We start from the raw sequence: 18,680 nt of genomic DNA on the forward strand, positions 1-18,680 counted from the left end.
AGTTAGACTATGAAATTTGATATGTTTTCCGAAGTTCAATTAACCGAAGATTTGCCAGAATCTAATTTGTCTCGTGGCACTCACGCGATTATCGTGGATTATTGTCCTCGACCCGAAGGCCAAGAGGATGGCTATGTTTTAGAAGTGTTAAATAATCAGGGAAAAGCCTATACAGTTATCGCTGTAGAAGTTTCCAAGATTGAATCAATTCAAAATATTAAACAGGATGAATTGCAAATTATATAATTCTGTTATTCTTAGTGGATTTAATCCCCCATCCTAGCAATGGCGAAATGGGAGCAATTTTAGAAGTTTTTAACGCTCTCGGTGAGTCAATTTCAGTAGTAACCTTTGGGGTGGTTGGGTTTCGCTTAAACAATCGAATTGAGCCATTTTCGACCCAGTATTGTTTCGCTCAACCCAACCTACAATAATTGCTTATATTAATTTCTGATTAATTGCCAATTCATTGCCGACACAAGAGTTAAAGCGATAACAATTCATTGCTGTATGTAACAATATAAGAGGAGTGCGATCGCTGATCTTGTAGGGTGCGAAAACGCGCGTGTAACGCACCGCTAATGTTTGGGATAAAATGGAGAAGTTTCAATGCGATCAAGTGCGATCGCTATGAGAAATGATCGAGGTCAAGCATGACAGTGCAATAACTTCGTTACAGAGATAGGATAGTAGAATAGAGGGGGCTACCATACGGCTGCTTCAGGCTTTAATTTAGTCTTGTCGATCAGTTATTATCATGAAAGAAAAAGTGTACTTGGATTCCACGGTTCCGAGTTATTACTTTGATGAGCGTGAAGCTCTAAAAACTTTTACCGAAATCACAAGGAAGTGGTGGTCGGAGATGTCCAGTTATTATGATTTATATATTTCGGATGCCGTGCTTCAAGAACTAACCAACGGAAACTATCCGCGTAAAGCTGAAATTATTCATTTGGTTTCGAGGATTCCTTTACTACCGCCGACTTCTGCTCTTGAACAAGTTGTCGAGTTTTATCTTGCCTATGCCAGCTATTTCGACATTCAATATCTCGTTACTTGGAATTGCAACCACCTAGCGAATGCTAACAAACGGAAGCATATTCGCGTTATCAATGCCCGCCTTGGTTTGTCAACACCTGAAATTGTCACACCACTTGAACTATTCAAAGAGGAGAATAACTTATGATCCACTCAGAGATTTTGCAAGAAAAAGATAAAACTCAAACAAGATTATCGGAGGAATGCACGTCTATCCATGACTATTTAGTTAAGTCTCGCATTGCTGCGGAAAAGGCTGCGGAATCCTACGGGTTTACTCTCAAGTATGCTGAAGAAATTCATAAAATTCGAGAAGAACACACCAAAGCTTTCAACGTCAACACAACAGCCTCTTAGGTTGGCTTGAGCGAAACGCTATAGATTGATTCTGATTAATTGCCAATTCATTGCCAACACAAGAGTTAAAGCGATAACAATTCATTGCTGTATGTAACAATATAAGAGGAGTTTATCTCAGGAGTTCCACAGTGATTAAAGAGCTAGACCGTATTACTGTTAATCCACAAATATGTCTTGGACAGCCAACGATTCGAGGAATGCGTATCACTGTAGGATTTGTTCTGAAACTGTTGGCTAGTCAGTTATCTATTCAGGAAGTTTTAGAGGCTTATCCAGAGTTAGAAGAGGAAGATATTCGTCAGGCTCTTAATTATGCAGCTTGGGCTGTATCCGATTATATCGTTAGCTTCACTTCGGCATGATTTCTTATTCCGAGGCTCTGCCTTAGAACACCATATCTAAGGCTCTACCTTAAACCAGTATTCAGGTAGAAACTGAAGGGAGCGTTCCCCGGTAGAATATGGGAACGGGATAAAATTGTCAAATCCATATCTTCTCGTGAATCGATTAAAATATAGTTATTAGTTAATATCCATCTCACAACAATTTAAATCATGAAAGGTATTCAGTATATTGTCGATGAAACAGGAGAAAAAACAGCAGTTGTTATCGATCTAAAAGAATGGGGTCAACTGTGGAATGAGTTTTATCAAAATTTACTCGATCGCTCTCCCGTAAACGAAGACTGGATAAATCGATCGCCTTTTCGAGAAAAATTAGATCAAGCTCTGACATGGAATGCTAATCATCCACCGCAGTTATCAGATCTAGAATCCCTAGAGAGCAAACTCGACAATCATGAGTGAGGTTTTACTTGATCTAAACAACCCGATTTTTCAGCGAGATTTATTCAATTTACCCAAAAGTGAAGCATTATCCGCTCTGAAAACTTTCAGGAAAATTTCTCAACTAACTTGGGAGCAGTTATATCAAGATCAAGGATTAAAATGGGAGAAGATTAATTCTAAAAAAGGTCAAAAAGGAGAAAACTTGTACAGTTTTAGAATCACGCAAAAATGTAGAGCAATTGCTACTAGAGAAGGTGATTATTTACGAATACTTTCTTTACATTCCGATCACGATTCAGCTTATCAATAATAATCTAGAGAACTTTTAGAGGAACTCCAAATGCTAGAAATTACCAAAAACTATGTATTAGACAAAGATCAAAAGCCGATTGCTGTTCAGATTCCCATTGCTGAATTTGAAAAAATCGAAGAAATCCTAGAGGATTACGGACTAGGAAAACTCATCGAAGAAGTTGAAAATGATCAAATCCTAGACAAAGAAAAAGCCTTACAATATTTAGAGTTGCTTAAAAACAAAAATGTGGAAGGTTGAATACAACAAGAGATTTTTAAAAGAATTAGCCTCTTTGCCAAAGGACATACAATCTCGTATTGAGTTGATCGTATTTTACCAGTTAGAAACTGACAATCCTTTTGAATTAGACTATCTCGATAAAATGAAAGGACATAAAGATAAATATAAAATTAGAGTTGCAGATTATAGGATTGGCCTGACTATTGATAGACCCAATCAAACCATCATCTGTCAACGAGTCGCACATCGTAGAGAAATTTACAAAACTTTTCCTTGATAGAAAGATACTGCTATCTTTATTTGTCAGTTGCTTATCTTTTCTCTACCAACCGATATACCTATTCCGCTATGATAGCCGACTCAAAATTATTTATATTTTAGTGCGATCGCTAATCTTGTAGCTAATCTTGTAGTGGACTGTTTCAGCTAATTTGGTGTATTAGAAAAATGCTATAAATTCTATAATCTAGGACTTTAAGCCGAAATCTATTGCCCTATTTTAGCTGAAATAGTCCACTACTGGACTACACACTAACTTTTATCTCATCGGTAAAGATTGCAATCCAAAACAGAGACCTTGACAGACTCGTGTTAGGAAATTTAAGTCCAAAGTAGCGATTGTATCCCGAGAACTATGATAATAGGGATTACGCATATTAGCCGTATCTGTCACCATAATTGCCGAATAACCGCGACTCCAAAAAGGAGAATGATCGCTGCGTCGAGTATCGGGGACGATATAACCTCCAAAAATTACGGGCAACCACTCGCAGGGAGTCTGATTTTCCCGCAGGACTCGACTGAGAAAATTTAAATCCTTGCGGGTTTTGAGATTGCCAATCAAAGCGATAAAATCCCCAGTGTTGGGATAAAAATATTCTAGAAAAGCTGGATATTTTTGAGAATGGGGATTTTTATCACAGTAACCGAGCATTTCTAAGGATAACATTAACCTTAAATCCTGCTTAGTTTGTTTTAATTTTTCTGCGTAGGCAATGCTCCCCAGTAATCCGTATTCTTCTAGATCGAAGGCAATTAAACGAATTGGATAATTAGCCTGATTCTCCCCAAAAAACCTCGCTAATTCTAATAATACCGCTAATCCCGTGGCGTTATCGTCAGCCCCCGGCGACCCCGGCACCGTGTCATAATGAGCGCCAATTAAAATCGGAGGTTTTTGACTGTTGTTAGGCAAATCCAAGATTAAATTTTCGTAATTTTTTCCCTGAAAATGGAAAAAATGTGATTCAACTTTTCCCCAATTGCCTAACTCTTGCCGCAGGTATTCTCGCACATAAAAATGTCCTTGACTAGAGAAAAAAGGGTTTCTTTCTCGGACAATTTGTTCTAGGTGTTGGCTTAAGCGATCGCTAAGAAGATCAAACATTGATGGCAGCAGATAATTTAATCAAAAGAGCCAATGGATAGAGAAACTGAGGGAAAAATCGGGGAGAATAATAATTGTTAATTATAAAATATTCTGTGGAGCTAAAATCATGACAAATCTCCAGTTGACTAGCTATGAGTGTATCGTTGTTGGGGCGGGATTAGCGGGATTAATCGCCGCGCGGAATCTCCAGAGGCAAGGTCATCAAGTTCTGGTGATCGAAGCGCGAAATCGTTACGGTGGCAGAATGTCTGGTCAATATCTCCCCTCCGGACAGTGGATCGATCGAGGTGGTCAGTGGGTGGGCCCAACCCAAGAGCGTTTTTTAGCCCTCCTTGATGAGTATCAAATACGTCGTTTTCCCTCTCCCAATCAGGGAAAAACCGTTCTAGTGTTCAACAACAAACGCTATGAATTTAATGGTTTTTTTCAAGGTTTCCACGAGGGAGAAGTACCCGATATCGGCGCAGCAGAATGGCAAGATGCGATGTCAGCATGGGCGCGTTTTCAAGAACTAGCCAAAACCCTACCTTCAGGTTATCCCCAAAGCAACGATCACACCAAAAAACTAGACAGTAAAACTTTTGCCCAGTGGATTGAAGAAAACACCAGCACAGATTTTGGTCAATGGTATTTTGCTTATATGGCCCGTGCCGTCGGGTTTCTCGGGCCAGCCGAACCCCAACAAGTCTCACTGCTGCACGTTCTTTGGGGACAAAATTGCGCCGCTCAAGCTGAACATCCAGAAGCCGAACTGATCCATGGCGGAGCGGGACAAATTCCCGACAAGATCGCGGCGGAATTAGGAGAGCGAATTCGACTGGGGGAACCGGTTGTTCGCCTTAATTATGACTCGGCCGGCGTGACCATAGAAACCAGCCAGAACACTTTTACTGCGAAATTTGCCATCATTGCCATGCCGCCCCATCTTGCCGGCCGCATTATTTATCATCCCCCGCTGCCACCCCAGCGAGAACAACTAACCCAACGAGTACCGATGGGATGCTGCGCTAAAGTCCTGATTTCCTATGAGCGACCTTTCTGGCGAAAACAGGGACTAGCGGGACTTGCCCAAGGAAATTGTCAATGGTTGGAACTCTGTGCTGATAGTTCCGATCCCGAAACCGGCGTCGGGGTAATCGCCACCTTTGTGGTTGGCGATCGCTATATTCGTTGGCGCTCCATGAGTGGACCAGCGCGTCGTGCCGCCGTCCTCTCGGATTTAGCTATTTATTTCGGTCAAGAGGCCCTTTTGCCGATCAGTTACGATGAGGTGGATTGGCCCGGGGATCCCTGGACTGGTGGAGCATATTCCGCTTTTATGCCCCCCGGAGTCTGGACAAGTTTCGGCGAGGCTCTTTTTACTCCCGTCGGACCGATTCACTGGGCCGGCACAGAAATAGCTGATCGCTGGCCGGGATTTTTTGAGGGAGCGATCCGCACCGGTGAGGCAGCGGCCGATCGAATCGCCTTGCTTTTACGGGAAAAATGAGCATCTACAGGGCTAGGACACTTTTTAGGTCAAAAAAGTCATCATAGTCAATTTTCGTGGATAATAGGGCAAAAAAATCCTAAATCATCACTATTTCGCCTTGGTAATGTTCGACGAAATATTGGACACGATGACGATATTCTTTAATTGTCCGATCGACCCATTCCCGCTGCTCACTGTTAGCATAGATATGTACTAAAGGTTCTCCGGCATCGGGTAAAATCAACACCCAGTCATCATTAAGGGGATTAATCACCTTCACCCCATCGATCAACTCTAGATTATCGGTAGCGTGAGTCTCCACCAGATAGCGCATCAAGGATCCCTTTACTTTCCAAGGACAACGCACCGCCGTATTCTTATTGTAAATGCGCGGTAACTCAGCCCGCACCTGAGCTAGAGAACGTTCCTGAATGGTTAACATCTCCAAAAGTTTCGCCACGCTGAACATGGCATCGAACCCGGGATGTAATTGCGGAAAAATAAACCCAGTTTGCCCAGAGCCTCCTAAAACCACGTTAGGATTGGTTTGACATCCTTCCATTAAAGCGCTAGGACTGGCTTTTGTCCGCACCACCCGGCCATCGTGACGACGCGCGATCTGTTCCACGGCACTAGAAGCATGAACCGGCACTACCACTGTACCGCGAGGATGGGCGGTCAGAATTGTGTTCACCATTAAAGCAGTTAATTGTTCCCCGCGAATCGATAAACCACTCTCATCGACGAGGACTAATTGTTCCCCGTTGGCCGAAACTTGTACCCCTAAGTTCGCTTTCAGGGCCTCCACCACATGGCCCAATTGATGGATTAGTAACTCTCTTTCCTGCATGGAAAGGGCATTCTGACGTAAACTGGCATTGAGAACCACGGCATCACAGCCAAATTTGGCCAGTAATTCCGGTAAAATTGCTCCTGAGACTCCGTAGGCGTAATCAATGACGATTTTGGAGCTACTATTGCGAATAGCCTCCACATTTAGCTGAGTTTCAAAGGTTTTGCGGTAATTATCGAGAATATCAGCCGGATAGGACATACTGCCGATTTCCTGCATTCCCACCCGTCGCAGATCTTCTTTGAAATAGGCCCCTTCGATTTTCTTTTCCCTAGCTTTGGAAACATTAATCCCTTTTTCGTCTAAAAACTCGATTAAGAGAAAATCCGGGCGATCGGGGTGAATACGAACGTGAATGCCACCGACTACGTTTAATTTAGCCACTAAAGTCCGCGAAATCGGTAAAGCATTCGCTTGTAGGTTTTGGATATTCACCCCCACGGACATTAAACCGGCAATCAGCGATCGACTGACCATGCGCGAGACACTACGTTGATCTCGGGAGACGATTACCGTTGACCCCGGTTTCAGGATAGAACCGTAGGATGCCCCCAATTTAACGGCGAATTCGGGCGTGATATCGATGTTAGCGAGGCCCGATACTCCTCGTTGACCAAAGAGGTTTTTATGGGCAGTATTTCCCCAAATCAGGTTAATATTGAGGATGGCTCCCGATTCGATCTGTTTACTCGGCCAGACTCTTACCCCGGAATTGATCTGCGCTTCTTCCCCCACGATCGATAATTGTCCAATCACCGCACCTTCGTGTACCTGGGCCCGTCGATCGATTCTGGTTCCCCTAGCGATCGTACAAGCGGCTAAATTGACCTCATCTCCGATCACTACACCATTCCAGAGGATGGGACGTTTCAGATCGGAACCGGCACCGATGGTGACATTATCGCCGATAACCGAACCCCTCTCGATCAGAACATTTGCACCAATGCGGCAATGATTGCCGATCATGGCCGGTGCCTCGATCTGGGCGCTAGGATCGATATAGGTATTAGTGCCGACCCACACCCCGGGGGATTTTTCTCGATAGGGAAATTCTAGGTTAACTTTGCCGGATAAAGCGTCGTATTGCGCTTCTCGGTAGGCCTCCAGATGACCGACATCGCACCAATAACCATCGGCCACATAACCATACATAGGTTCGCCCCTTTGCAGCAGCAGCGGAAACAAATCTTTAGAAAAGTCGGCTTCTTCTTTGTAGGGGAGATAATCGAGGACTTCTGGTTCGAGAATATAGGTTCCGGTGTTGACAGTATCGGAAAAAATCTCACTGGTGGATGGTTTTTCGATAAAACGGCGAATTCTGCCTTCTTTGTCGGTAATCACTACCCCAAATTCGATCGGATTGGCAACCCGCGTCAGCACGAGGGTTGCTTTCGAGTTTTTGCTTTTATGGAATGCGATCGCTTTTTGCAGGTCAAAATCGGTGATACTATCGCCACTAATTACCAGAAAGGTATCATCTAACCATTCGGCAATATTTTTCACACATCCTGCGGTGCCTAGGGGTTGATCCTCCTCCACTGCGTAGGTGATTTTTACTCCAAAGTCGCTGCCGTCTTGAAAGTAGTCCCGCAGGACATCGGGGAGATAGTGCAGGGTGGTGATAATTTCAGTAATGTCATGCTTTCGTAGTAAATTAATAATATGTTCGGCGATCGGACGGTTGAGGATCGGTACCATCGGTTTGGGAAGATCACAAGTAAGCGGACGTAATCTTGTCCCCGAACCACCTGCCATTAATACCGCTCGCATAATTTCCTCCCAAGGCTATCTTTTCGCCGTTTTTAAATAGTTTTTGCAAATTATGGCTTTAGTTTCCCGACCTCGATCGAGCTAGTTCCTAACCGGCATTCTAACACCGTCCCCCCGATTCAGGACAATATTTTCTTTTCCCAAGCTGGCAAAACCCAAGCTTAAAATGGGAGATGTGAACTGTCTAAATCCAAGGATGAGATGACATGAGACTGGTTGTTTTTCTCTTAATAATTGTTTACGGTGTCGGTGGTTGGAAATTCTGGAATGGATACAGAAGCACTAATTTTAGTTCCAGTTTACCCAATCGTTTGGCTCTAACCCTGTTCTGGCCGCTTCTGTTGGCTGTTAATCCCGCCTATCGCAAGAATTTTCAAAAAGCCCTCAAGGGTAAATAAAATTAACATACTGCCAAAATCGCCGCCATAAAACAGGAAAGAGGGTGGGTATCGAGGCGTTTTCTGCCGGATTAGTCCAGATTACCCCCCCCAAAAAAAACCTAAATAATTTATGGTGATCAGCAATTTAGCCGTGGATGGCTTATCATGGTTAGGGAAAAAAGGGGTCGTAGCTCAGTTGGATAGAGCGAGTGCCTCCTAAGCACTAGGCCGCCGGTTCGATCCCGGCCGATCCCGCCTTTTTCAGTGATCAGTTAGGCGTTGGGGTATGGGGAAGTGGGGAAGTGGGGTGTGGGAATTATGAATTATGAATTAAGGCGATGTGCAACTAAGGGGAGACAAGGAACTGAAACTGCAAGGGGTCAGGGCTATGACGATTAAGCCAGTAGCAAACTGTGTGAGCTAAAAGCTTAGGGTTCAGACGACTGATTAAATGCCACAAATCTCTTGGCCACAACTTTTCTATCGAAAAACGCTCACTGAGTTGTCCAATCACAGTTTCGAGCAAACGTCTGGTTCTCTGGAGTAGCTTGAGATAGTTAGGGGAAGGCAAATCCTGCATATTGGAACGACAGGGAGTCGCCAATTGGATACCATACTGTTGCAGTTCGGCTTTTAGTGGAGCGGACAGATAGCCCTTATCTCCGATGAGTAGCCCCTTAATCGAAGGGACGAAATCCCAAAGAGCTTCTCGTTCACTCCCATTGGCAGCGGTGAGGCAAAAACCCGTAATAATACCCGTCTGAGTCACTAGCAAATGACCATGAAAGCCATAGTCAGTAGATGGAAAAGTTTGAATAACCAGAGTATTTAGTAACATCTGATACAAAATACTTAGAGAAATTAATTAAGAAAACTTATGTCTAAGAAAAAAGACTATTGCTATTAGCCAGAAGGCAAATATAGTGCGCCTAAATGATATATAAACTAGAATGCCGACAACAATCCCGAAATATTTTAGAATAAAAGGACGACAAATATAAGTGTTTGGAGAATCAAATCGAAGCAGAACTTCAAATTCTCGAAGAGTTCATCAAAACTAATCCCGACTCCCGATAACTGAAAAGCTAAGTACAGGACAAAAATTGTAGGGAATGAAGAAAATCCCGATGATTGGGCAAAGAAGGGTTAAGAATCAGATGACGAAGATGGTCAAAACCTAAGCGAAAAAGACTTTGGCTACGACGACCCTCAGTACAGGACAAAAAGCTTGAAAAGTAGGCGAGAGTAGGGTTTTATGAGAAATAGAACCAATCTCTAAAACCCTATGAACCAGTATAGCGCCCTAAAGCAAGCCCTTAAACCCCATCTGGCATGGCATGGAGCCAGGCTCTCGTTTCTAGCACTGTTCCTACTAGCCTTAATTAAAGTCAAAACCGTCAATCTGAGCGAGTTAGCAGTAGGATTTGGAGGTAAAGCCCTCAAAGAATCGAACTACAAGAGATTACAACGCTTTTTCCGCAACTTCGAGCTTGATTATTCTGAAATTGCGAAAATTGTCGTGGGTTGGTTGAAGCTCCCCCAGCCTTGGGTGTTGAGTCTTGACCGGACTACCTGGGAGTTGGGCGAGCATTGCTACAACATCCTGACTGTAGGCATAGTCCACGAAGGAGTCGCCATTCCCATCTTGTGGTGGCTGCTCAAGAAAAAGGGAAACTCCAACAGTGATGAGCGTATGCGGTTCATTAGACCTCTTGCAAAAGTCTTAAGTCGATCCTTGTACAGCAACATTTTTGAAGATTATCAACTACTAATAAATAAGTAGGTAGGCGAAAAAACTTATAAAATAGCAGAGAACCCTTTGTGGAGGAGGAATAAAACCTTGCCAGCCCCTCTAAAAATTGATTTAAGTGAAGAAGAAGACAAAAACCTGCTAGAACTGCAAAAACTGGCAGGAATTCCTTATAGGGTCAAGGAGAGAGCCGAAATCATTCGACTTAGGCATTATGGATGGTCAGTGGAGAAGATAGCCCAATATAAGGGAAAATCGCCCCACACCGTGCGAGATTGCTTCCATCGTTGGAAAAAGCCAGGAATGGAAGGATTGTGGGAAAAAATGGGGAGAGGAAGAAAAAAGAAGTGGAAAGAGGATGATCTGGTTTATGTAGAAAAATGTCTAGAAGAAGATTCACGAACCTATAATGCGGCTCAATTAGCTCGAAAACTAGCAAGAGAGCGAAAAGTTGTTTTGAGTCAAGATAGATTAAGGAAAATTATCAAAGCAAGAGGATGGGTCTGGAAAAGAACAAGATATAAACAACCCAATGGTGCTGATCCTCAAGTTAAATTAGCTAAAAAAGCCGATTTAGACTGGTTGTTCTGGGCGCACAGTGCCGGAGAAATCCGTCTAAAATTTTTGGATGAATCAGGTTTTTCTCTTTGGAGTCCCGTCAGCTACACTTATGCTCGTCTTGGAGAGCAGAAAGTCTTAGAACAGACTAAAAGACGAGGAAAAAGATTAAATATTCTGGGACTTTACTCAGTGGGAGTGAGTTTTGACTATGGATTGAAATTAGGCTCCTTTAAAGGGGACACTTATATTAAGCTTCTCGAATGGCAAGCCCAACTCGCTGCCCAACATTTTGAAAAGACGGGGGAGATTACCGTCATCGTTCAAGATAATCATCCCATTCATAGGAGCAAGCAAGTCAGAGAGTATTGGGATAAGTGGCAGCAGCAAGGATGATTTTTCTTTCAACTGCCCAAATATTCCTCTGAAATGAATCTTATTGAAATTAGAACTCTTGCAAATTAATTATATGTTATAATGATGGGTTAACTAATTTTCCCCAAAAAATTAGTTAATCAGTACATTCGTCCTGAATGAAAACTTGAAGTTTAACTTTTAACTCAAAACTCTTTAGAGCTGCTTTAATTTGGTTATCAAAACCTCTTTATTTAAGCAGCACAAACTATCTCAATTTTTATAATTGAGAATAAATTCTCCTTGACTTGATTAATCTTTAGGCAACTTTTAAGAAGCTGCTATACCTATCCCTAACTCACAGTTATAAATAGCCGCCAACAAGTTAACTCTTAAACTATATCTTCGACGACGATTCCGATATTTACAGGATAAGATTTTAAAGGTTTTGAGTTTCCTATTTATATGTTCAATGATAATCCTTTCTTTGGCTAAAGCCTTGTTATACTCTTTTTCTAACTCTGTTAATTTTCTATTTTTCGGTTTCTTTTTCGGTGTATAACTATTACTATGGTATGCAGCTATTCCCTGATAACCACTGTCTTCTATGCTGGTAGTTAAAGGATGAAAACGAACTCGACTTTTTTTAAATAAACTAAAATCATGACCTCTGCCTTTCCCACAAAAGACACAGATAATTTCCTCTGTATTTTGATCAGCTACTAATTGGGATTTTAAAGTATGATAACCTCTTTTACCCGAAAAAAAATCTTTCTGTTTCTTTTGGGGGCGTTCAATGGGAGTTTCCGTTACATCCATTACCGTTATGACCGGTATCTCTGCTTGATTGAGTAAAGCTTTTTTTCCTTTTAAACGGAAGTTTCCCGATTGTAAAAGCATTTTTTCCGTCTTATTTACAATCCGACATATAGTTGATTCTGATAGTTCCCAGCTTGTACCAATGTGAAAATATGTTCTATATTCTCGCCAATATTCTAACGTTACTAAAACTTGTTCTTCTATAGATAGTTTAGGTTTCGGTCCCCTTTTAGATGGTGAATTAGAGTCGGCTTCAACACTTTTTACTGATTCTACCATCTTTCTATATGTTTGTTTATACACACCGAAACGGCGTTTGAATTGTTCATCTGATAAGTTTTGATAATCCATAATTTTGCTAATAAACATAGCAAAATTATAGATGATTTCCTGACCTAAGATCACATTTTATTCTTTTTTCCACTTCAATCTAAGAATTGAGAAAAAAGCAAAACCTTATATTGTACCATAAAAAAATTATGCAAGAGGTCTATTGAATGGCATCAATTAAAAACGCATGAACTGGCAGGTCAAATTTTTCCCGATGAGTCCGATTTAGCGATCGCTGTTAAACAAGGGATCGAAGCTCGCGCTCAAAAAGGAGGATACGAAACTCACTGTTTTAAGTTTAATTCTGCCTAGCTACTTAGGGTTTGCTGAATAATGGTAAAAACCTTACAGGAAAGGGCTTTTAGCTTGATTGAGAGCTTCCCAAATGCACTTAAATCTGCTAGAATCTCTTAAAACCCTTGCATCACCCTTGCATCACCCTTGCATCTTCTCTAATTAGTGCTAATGTACCGTAAAAGCGAGTTACCCTCAACCCCACCAGAAAACTTCGAGCTGCCCTTTGAGGGGAAATTATCCCAAGACAATCGTTGGGTAATTATGGCCAACCTCATTCCCTGGTCAGAATTTGAAGCGGAATACGCATCACTTTTTTCAGAAGAAATGGGCACACCCGCCAAAACATTCAGGACAGCACTCGGAGCATTAATTATTAAAGAAAAATTAGGAACAAGCGATAGAGAAACGGTAGAACAAATCAAAGAAAATCCTTATTTACAATACTTCTTGGGGTTTTCATCCTACAGCAATGAACCCCGGTTTGAAGCGTCAATGTTGGTTCACTTTCGAGAAAGAATCACTCTGGAACTAATTAATAAAGTGAATCGCTTTATGGTCAAAAATTCGAGAGAAATAAAAGAAGAAGAAAACACCGAAAAAAAGTTAGAGAGCGAAACCCAAAGTCAACCAGAAAATCGAGGTAAATTAATTTTAGATGCCAGTTGTGCGCCCGCAGATATTAGTTATCCTACGGATTTAAACCTGTTAAATCAAGGAAGAAAACAAACCGAAAAAATTATTGATATTCTCTATGAAACTTTAAAAGGAAAACTTGTTCAAAAACCGAGAACCTATCGTCTCCTAGCCAGAAAAAGTTATTTAGAAGTAGCAAAAAAAAGAAAACCTACCGTCAAACAAAGACGAAAAGCTCTGAAAAGACAACTGCAATATCTAAAAAGAAATCTCGACCATATTGAACAACTTTTAGCAGAAGGAGCCTCGCTACAAAGCTTGAAAAAAAGAGACTATAAACTGTTATTAGTAGTCACAGAAGTTTATCGCCAACAACTCTGGATGTACCAAAATAACAAACAGAGTATTGAAGACAGAATTGTCAGCTTAACTCAACCCCATATCCGTCCGATAGTCAGAGGAAAAGCTGGAAAACCCGTAGAATTTGGGGCTAAATTCTCAGCAAGCTGTATAGATGGTTACATATTTTTAGACCGGATTAGTTGGGATAACTTTAATGAATCGGGAGATTTAAAAGCACAAATAGAAGCTTATTATGACTATACAGGATACTATCCAGAATCAGTTCATGTGGACAAAATTTATCGAACCAGAGAAAACCGAGCTTGGTGTAAAGAAAGGGGAATCAGAATCAGTGGTCCCCCATTAGGAAGACCAGCCAAAAATGTTAGTAAAGAACAAAAGAAACAAGCTACCGATGATGAGAGGATTCGGAATTGTATAGAGGGCAAATTTGGACAGGGGAAAAGAAGATTTAGCTTAGGTAAAGTGATGGCTAAACTTCCTCATACTTCCTTTTCAGCGATTGCTATTACTTTTTTAGTCATGAATCTTTCTAACCTGTTGAGGCAGGTTTTTTGGGCTTTTTTATGTCTGAAATGGAAAAACAGCACTTTTTCTCGGTCAATGATTAGGATAAGTTATAACTTAAAAATTAATCAACAACTAAAGCTTATGCTTGTAGCTAAGTGAAATCATTGATTAAGAGACCTGTACTTTTCAATGACTTTTTCAGCAGACCCTACTTAATTCATAATTTATAATTCCCGCTCCCCACTTCCCCACACCCCACACCCTGCCCCCTGGAAAAGCTTTTTCAGCAAACCCTATTTAACAACAAAAAGGCTCCCGCCAACTAGACGGGAGCCGCTGCCATCGAACTAACCGAAATTAGTCGAGGTCAGGCATTGCCAATGCGGGTTCAGTCTCGCGGTCAATTCCTTTCTCGAAACCGGCGGCGGCGGCGCGAGCGCGTCCAGCGTGCCAGAGGTGTCCAATCAGGAAGAAGAAGGCGAGGGTGAAGTGAGAGGTAGCCAACCAAGCGCGAGGAGACACATAGTTAAACGAGTTAACGTCAGTGATAACCCCACCTACAGAGTTCAAGGAACCTAAAGGAGCGTGGGTCATGTATTCAGCCGCGCGGCGTACTTGCCAGGGTTGCACGTCATTTCTGATTTTGTCGAGGTCTAAACCGTTAGGACCACGAAGGGGTTCTAACCAGGGACCGCGGAAATCCCAGAAACGCATGGTTTCACCACCGAAGATGATTTCGCCAGTGGGAGAGCGCATCAGGTATTTACCTAGACCAGTGGGGCCTTGGGCAGAAGCGACGTTAGCACCTAAGCGTTGGTCACGGACCAAGAAGGTGAAAGCTTGAGCTTGGGAAGCTTCCATACCGGTCGGACCGTAGAATTCACTGGGATAGGCGGTGTTGTTAAACCAAACGTAAACGGCGGCGATAAAGCCCATCATGGAAAGAGCGCCCAAGCTGTAGGACAGATAGGCTTCTCCAGACCAGATGAAAGCGCGACGGGCCCAGGCAAAAGGTTTGGTGAGAATGTGCCAGATACCGCCAGCGATACAGATTAAGCCAATCCAGATGTGACCGCCGATGATATCTTCCATGTTGTTGACGCTGATAATCCAGCCTTCGCCACCGAAGGGAGCTTTAGTCAGATAACCAAAGATAACTGCGGGGTTGAGGGTCGGATTGGTGATGATGCGGACATCACCACCACCGGGGGCCCAGGTATCATAGACACCGCCAAAGAACATGGCTTTAAATACCAACAACAGCGCACCACAACCCAAGAGAATCAGGTGATAACCGATGATGTTGGTCATTTGGTTTTTGTCTTTCCAGTCGTAACCGAAGAAATTAGAGTATTCCTCTAGGGTTTCCGGTCCGCGGATAGCGTGGTAGATACCACCAAAACCGAGTACAGCCGAAGAAATTAAGTGCAGAACACCAGCGACGAAGTAGGGGAAGGTATCGACTACTTCACCACCCGGACCGACCCCAAAACCGAGGGTAGCTAAGTGGGGAAGCAGGATTAAACCCTGTTCGTACATCGGTTTTTCGGGGATGAAGTGGGCGGTTTCAAACAGGGTCATCGCCCCGGCCCAGAAAACGATTAAACCAGCGTGGGCGACGTGAGCGCCGAGCAGTTTACCGGAGAGGTTGATAAGACGAGCGTTACCAGACCACCAAGCGAAGCCAGTGGAACTTTGGTCACGACCACTAGCAGTAGGGATATTAGAGAGCGTTACCACGCGGGAGAACCTCCTCAGGGAAGATAAAGTTTTCGTGGGGTTGGTCTTGGGGAGCCATCCAAGCTCTCAGACCTTCGTTAAGCAGAATATTTTTAGTGTAGAAGGTTTCAAATTCTGGGTCTTCCGCCGCTCTCAATTCCTGAGAAACGAAGTCATAGGCCCGGAGGTTAAGGGCTAATCCCACTACACCCACAGCACTCATCCATAAACCAGTCACGGGGACAAAGAGCATGAAGAAGTGTAACCAACGTTTGTTGGAGAAAGCGATGCCGAAGATTTGCGACCAGAAACGGTTCGCAGTGACCATGGAGTAGGTTTCTTCCGCTTGGGTGGGTTCAAAAGCTCGGAAAGTGTTGGAACCTTCACCGTCTTCAAACAGGGTATTTTCTACGGTCGCTCCGTGAATAGCACAGAGAAGCGCACCACCGAGGATACCAGCTACACCCATCATGTGGAAGGGGTTCAGGGTCCAGTTGTGGAAGCCTTGGAAGAAGAGAATAAAACGGAAGATACCAGCCACGCCGAAGCTAGGGGCAAAGAACCAGCTAGACTGACCGAGGGGGTACATCAGGAAGACACTGACGAACACCGCAATCGGACCGGAGAAGGCGAGGGCGTTGTAGGGACGAATGCCGACTAAACGGGCGATTTCAAACTGACGTAGCATGAAGCCAATCAGGCCGAAAGCACCGTGGAGGGCGACAAAGGGCCATAAACCGCCGATTTGACACCAACGGGTGAAGTTACCTTGGGCTTCCGGTCCCCAGAGAAAGAGGATGGAGTGACCGAAGGCATCGGCGGGGGTGGAGACGGCTACAGTCAGGAAGTTGCCGCCTTCTAAGTAGGAACTGGCTAACCCGTGGGTGTACCAGGAGGTGACGAAGGTGGTGCCGGTTAACCATCCACCTAGGGCCATGAAGGCGCAGGGGAAGAGTAGTAAACCAGACCAACCGATGAAGACGAAACGGTCTCTTTTGAGCCAGTCATCGAGAGCATCAAACAGCCCTCTTTCTGGGGCGCGTCCGACAGCAATGGTCATGGGTATTTTTCCTCTTGCTTAACTGAAATCAAGGGCAAGATTTCTTAACTTTTTTGAGTCTGGGATTACTCCCATTGTCTTATAAGATGGGGCGCTCGATTGACTGGATTAGCTTGACTAACCTAGCTGCGATCGCCTGTTAATCCTCACAAAATGTAAAAGATTAACGTTTCTTAAACTAGCACAAGCTAGACAATAATTTCGAGTTTGGTAAGATTTTGGTTCTTTGCGGCCTCTATCTACCTTTACTCATTATTAGCAAAAAATTACAAATCTATACAACTTGACTCATAATTGATTTTAAATGCACACAAAAGCTTTTTTGTCAATGAGTATTTATATTCATTTTTTTAATTGATTGCCATTCCCAATCCTCAAGGGGTTGTTCTAGCAATTGACAATCAAAGCAATCCTCGGCGGCGGTTTTCAGGGTAGCGATAAGGGTCTCTAGGGTCAAATCTGGGGCTAAATTGAGCTTTTTAGGGGCAGCACTGGCGAAAACTTGCTCAAAGAGCGAATTATCTTGATCTAGCACCATGGAACCATGTTGGAGAACCGAGGAACCCCTTTGCAGTTGGGCGCTACCAATAAATTTATGCCCCCAATTATCAACTAGATCCGCACCGGTAGCCGTAGCGAAACAGTTAGCAGAATGGATATATCCCCGGCCAGCAGCACCGTAGGACAATTCCAAACCGAGATTTTGCCAGCCTGTGATTAAAAATTGACAGATTTGACGGTAAACTTCCCTAATATTCCCCTTCATACCCGAATTTACCACCATATAAGTCAAATCCCCCTGATGTAGTACGGATCGTCCACCGGTAGGACGACGAACTAGGGAGATTTTTTGACCTTGCCAAGTCAAATCACGCCAAAAATCGGGATATTGTCGTTGATGATAGCCCAAGGAAATGGCCGGGGGCGACCATTGATAAAAACGCAGAGTCGGGGGATGATGGCCGCAACGGTGTTGCTCTAGTAACCAAGAATCGATCGCCATTTGTAGCTCTGCCGATAAGATAATTGGAGGGATATAACGCCAAATTTTAGCTGCCACCAAAGGATTCTCGTAACATTTCATCATTATTATCTGCTACCGTCGCCACGAGAGTAATTGCTCGGGAAATCTCCCCAGCAGACAAATCGGCCACAGTACGCTGAGAAATCACCACCACCTGATCATTCATAATGGCAAAATGAGATTCAAAGGTTTCGGCACAATTCATCGCTAATAACTTGCGGGTTAATCCCAATTCATCCTTAACAGGCAATTTCAGCACAGAAGACCACACCGTGAGAAAATCATCATCGCTTTCCCCGGTTAACTGCACAAACACCTCAACGCTACCATACTGAAACTTCCAAAGATAACCTTTTTCTCCGTGTTGTACCATAGCAGTATCATTCTGCTGCAGAGTAGAAATAACCGTTTCAATCATTTCTTTGTGACTGCTTGTACTAGCCAGAAATTGGTCGGACATTGACTCTATTGCTTCTGAAGTCGCTAAACTTTCCGTGGTCATAAAAATTCCCTAAACTCGATCGATCACAATCTTATCCCACCCAAGGGAAAAGAAAAAAAGACATTCGGGTTGGGGGACTAGGGTGTTAGGGTTTTAGTTGAAATTTCCCCATTTCCCTGACCCCTTACCCCAATTACTCAAAATTTTATCAAGCATTTGAGTCAACAGCTGACTTG

20 protein-coding genes, 1 tRNA gene and 3 pseudogenes are annotated in these 18,680 nt (G+C 43.2%); 15 read left to right on the forward strand and 9 right to left on the reverse strand.

The annotated features are described in order from the left end of the window. Positions 1-9 precede the first annotated feature (9 nt). From B5D77_RS04955 to B5D77_RS27970, 9 genes are all read left to right on the forward strand, one after another. A complete protein-coding gene (locus B5D77_RS04955) occupies positions 10-246 on the forward strand; it encodes a DUF4926 domain-containing protein (RefSeq protein WP_002792164.1) in 237 nt (78 codons plus the stop codon). Between the two features lie 511 nt (positions 247-757). After that, positions 758-1,186 (forward strand): hypothetical protein, encoded by a 429-nt coding sequence (locus tag B5D77_RS04960; RefSeq protein WP_008198370.1) that lies wholly within the window; start codon positions 758-760, stop codon positions 1,184-1,186. Beyond that, a complete protein-coding gene (locus tag B5D77_RS04965) occupies positions 1,183-1,395 on the forward strand; it encodes a hypothetical protein (RefSeq protein WP_002763392.1) in 213 nt (70 codons plus the stop codon). The genes B5D77_RS04960 and B5D77_RS04965 overlap by 4 nt, the downstream gene beginning before the upstream one ends. A 131-nt stretch (positions 1,396-1,526) precedes the next feature. Further along, positions 1,527-1,760 carry a DUF433 domain-containing protein gene (locus tag B5D77_RS04970; RefSeq protein ID WP_002775448.1) on the forward strand — a complete coding sequence of 78 codons (234 nt, stop codon included), beginning with the start codon at positions 1,527-1,529 and terminating at the stop codon, positions 1,758-1,760. Between the two features lie 192 nt (positions 1,761-1,952). Further along, positions 1,953-2,204 (forward strand): hypothetical protein, encoded by a 252-nt coding sequence (locus B5D77_RS04975; protein ID WP_106908391.1) that lies wholly within the window; start codon positions 1,953-1,955, stop codon positions 2,202-2,204. Then, complete coding sequence (locus B5D77_RS04980) at positions 2,197-2,496, forward strand: hypothetical protein (RefSeq protein ID WP_106908392.1); 300 nt, start codon at positions 2,197-2,199, stop codon at positions 2,494-2,496. Before B5D77_RS04975 ends, B5D77_RS04980 begins: the two co-directional genes overlap by 8 nt. Before the next feature lie 30 nt (positions 2,497-2,526). Continuing rightward, a complete protein-coding gene (locus B5D77_RS04985; protein WP_008198381.1) occupies positions 2,527-2,739 on the forward strand; it encodes a hypothetical protein in 213 nt (70 codons plus the stop codon). After that, positions 2,726-2,998 carry a type II toxin-antitoxin system RelE/ParE family toxin gene (locus B5D77_RS04990; protein WP_106908393.1) on the forward strand — a complete coding sequence of 91 codons (273 nt, stop codon included), beginning with the start codon at positions 2,726-2,728 and terminating at the stop codon, positions 2,996-2,998. Before B5D77_RS04985 ends, B5D77_RS04990 begins: the two co-directional genes overlap by 14 nt. Continuing rightward, positions 2,925-3,122 (forward strand): hypothetical protein, encoded by a 198-nt coding sequence (locus B5D77_RS27970; protein ID WP_371413506.1) that lies wholly within the window; start codon positions 2,925-2,927, stop codon positions 3,120-3,122. The genes B5D77_RS04990 and B5D77_RS27970 overlap by 74 nt, the downstream gene beginning before the upstream one ends. Before the next feature lie 137 nt (positions 3,123-3,259). Here the strand turns inward: B5D77_RS27970 and B5D77_RS04995 are convergent, their stop codons facing one another. After that, positions 3,260-4,108 (reverse strand): M28 family metallopeptidase, encoded by an 849-nt coding sequence (locus B5D77_RS04995; protein ID WP_008198385.1) that lies wholly within the window; start codon positions 4,106-4,108, stop codon positions 3,260-3,262. A 109-nt stretch (positions 4,109-4,217) separates the two neighbouring features. Between B5D77_RS04995 and B5D77_RS05000 the strand changes: the two genes are divergently transcribed. After that, the gene (locus tag B5D77_RS05000; protein ID WP_106908394.1) at positions 4,218-5,600 is read left to right on the forward strand and encodes a flavin monoamine oxidase family protein; all 1,383 of its coding nucleotides are present in this window, start codon (positions 4,218-4,220) and stop codon (positions 5,598-5,600) included. Between the two features lie 79 nt (positions 5,601-5,679). Here the strand turns inward: B5D77_RS05000 and B5D77_RS05005 are convergent, their stop codons facing one another. Beyond that, a complete protein-coding gene (locus B5D77_RS05005; protein WP_008198389.1) occupies positions 5,680-8,205 on the reverse strand; it encodes a mannose-1-phosphate guanyltransferase in 2,526 nt (841 codons plus the stop codon). A 206-nt stretch (positions 8,206-8,411) separates the two neighbouring features. Between B5D77_RS05005 and B5D77_RS05010 the strand changes: the two genes are divergently transcribed. Then, positions 8,412-8,603, forward strand: a complete 192-nt coding sequence (locus B5D77_RS05010) for a hypothetical protein (protein ID WP_039899592.1) — start codon at positions 8,412-8,414, stop codon at positions 8,601-8,603. Positions 8,604-8,766: 163 nt separating this feature from the next. Next, positions 8,767-8,840 (forward strand) — tRNA-Arg (locus B5D77_RS05015). A gap of 91 nt (positions 8,841-8,931) precedes the next feature. On the opposite strand, the pseudogene B5D77_RS05020 reads toward B5D77_RS05015, so the two are convergent. Both B5D77_RS05020 and B5D77_RS05025 read right to left on the reverse strand, forming a co-directional pair. Next, positions 8,932-9,384: pseudogene (locus tag B5D77_RS05020) on the reverse strand (transposase); the annotation flags it as partial. 286 nt (positions 9,385-9,670) lie between these two features. Next, positions 9,671-9,799 (reverse strand): annotated as a pseudogene (locus B5D77_RS05025) (IS4 family transposase); the annotation flags it as partial. A gap of 71 nt (positions 9,800-9,870) precedes the next feature. Here B5D77_RS05025 and B5D77_RS05030 point away from each other — a divergent pair. Further along, positions 9,871-10,308: pseudogene (locus tag B5D77_RS05030) on the forward strand (IS4 family transposase); the annotation flags it as partial. A gap of 117 nt (positions 10,309-10,425) precedes the next feature. Continuing rightward, positions 10,426-11,289, forward strand: a complete 864-nt coding sequence (locus tag B5D77_RS05035) for an IS630 family transposase (RefSeq protein WP_254053039.1) — start codon at positions 10,426-10,428, stop codon at positions 11,287-11,289. Between the two features lie 288 nt (positions 11,290-11,577). Here B5D77_RS05035 and B5D77_RS05040 read toward each other — a convergent pair whose 3' ends face one another. Beyond that, positions 11,578-12,435: an IS5-like element ISMae4 family transposase gene (locus tag B5D77_RS05040; RefSeq protein WP_106909955.1), complete on the reverse strand. Its 858-nt coding sequence runs from the start codon at positions 12,433-12,435 to the stop codon at positions 11,578-11,580. Between the two features lie 426 nt (positions 12,436-12,861). Between B5D77_RS05040 and B5D77_RS05050 the strand changes: the two genes are divergently transcribed. Further along, on the forward strand, positions 12,862-14,358 hold the full coding sequence (locus tag B5D77_RS05050) for an IS5-like element ISMae6 family transposase (protein ID WP_046660474.1): 1,497 nt from the start codon (positions 12,862-12,864) through the stop codon (positions 14,356-14,358). Positions 14,359-14,556: 198 nt separating this feature from the next. Here the strand turns inward: B5D77_RS05050 and psbC are convergent, their stop codons facing one another. The 4 genes from psbC to B5D77_RS05070 form a co-directional block, all read right to left on the reverse strand. After that, positions 14,557-15,939: a photosystem II reaction center protein CP43 gene (gene psbC, locus B5D77_RS05055; RefSeq protein ID WP_002801320.1), complete on the reverse strand. Its 1,383-nt coding sequence runs from the start codon at positions 15,937-15,939 to the stop codon at positions 14,557-14,559. After that, entirely contained in the window at positions 15,923-16,978 is a 1,056-nt protein-coding gene (psbD, locus tag B5D77_RS05060; RefSeq protein WP_002737445.1) for a photosystem II D2 protein (photosystem q(a) protein), read from the reverse strand. The genes psbC and psbD overlap by 17 nt, the downstream gene beginning before the upstream one ends. 325 nt (positions 16,979-17,303) lie before the next feature. Then, positions 17,304-18,065, reverse strand: coding sequence for a biotin/lipoate A/B protein ligase family protein (locus tag B5D77_RS05065; RefSeq protein ID WP_106908395.1), 762 nt, complete (start codon positions 18,063-18,065; stop codon positions 17,304-17,306). Then, positions 18,028-18,504 (reverse strand): YbjN domain-containing protein, encoded by a 477-nt coding sequence (locus B5D77_RS05070; protein WP_008198407.1) that lies wholly within the window; start codon positions 18,502-18,504, stop codon positions 18,028-18,030. Before B5D77_RS05070 ends, B5D77_RS05065 begins: the two co-directional genes overlap by 38 nt. Positions 18,505-18,680 lie beyond the last annotated feature (176 nt).

This window comes from Microcystis sp. MC19 (genome assembly GCF_003019735.1).
Lineage (GTDB): Bacteria > Cyanobacteriota > Cyanobacteriia > Cyanobacteriales > Microcystaceae > Microcystis.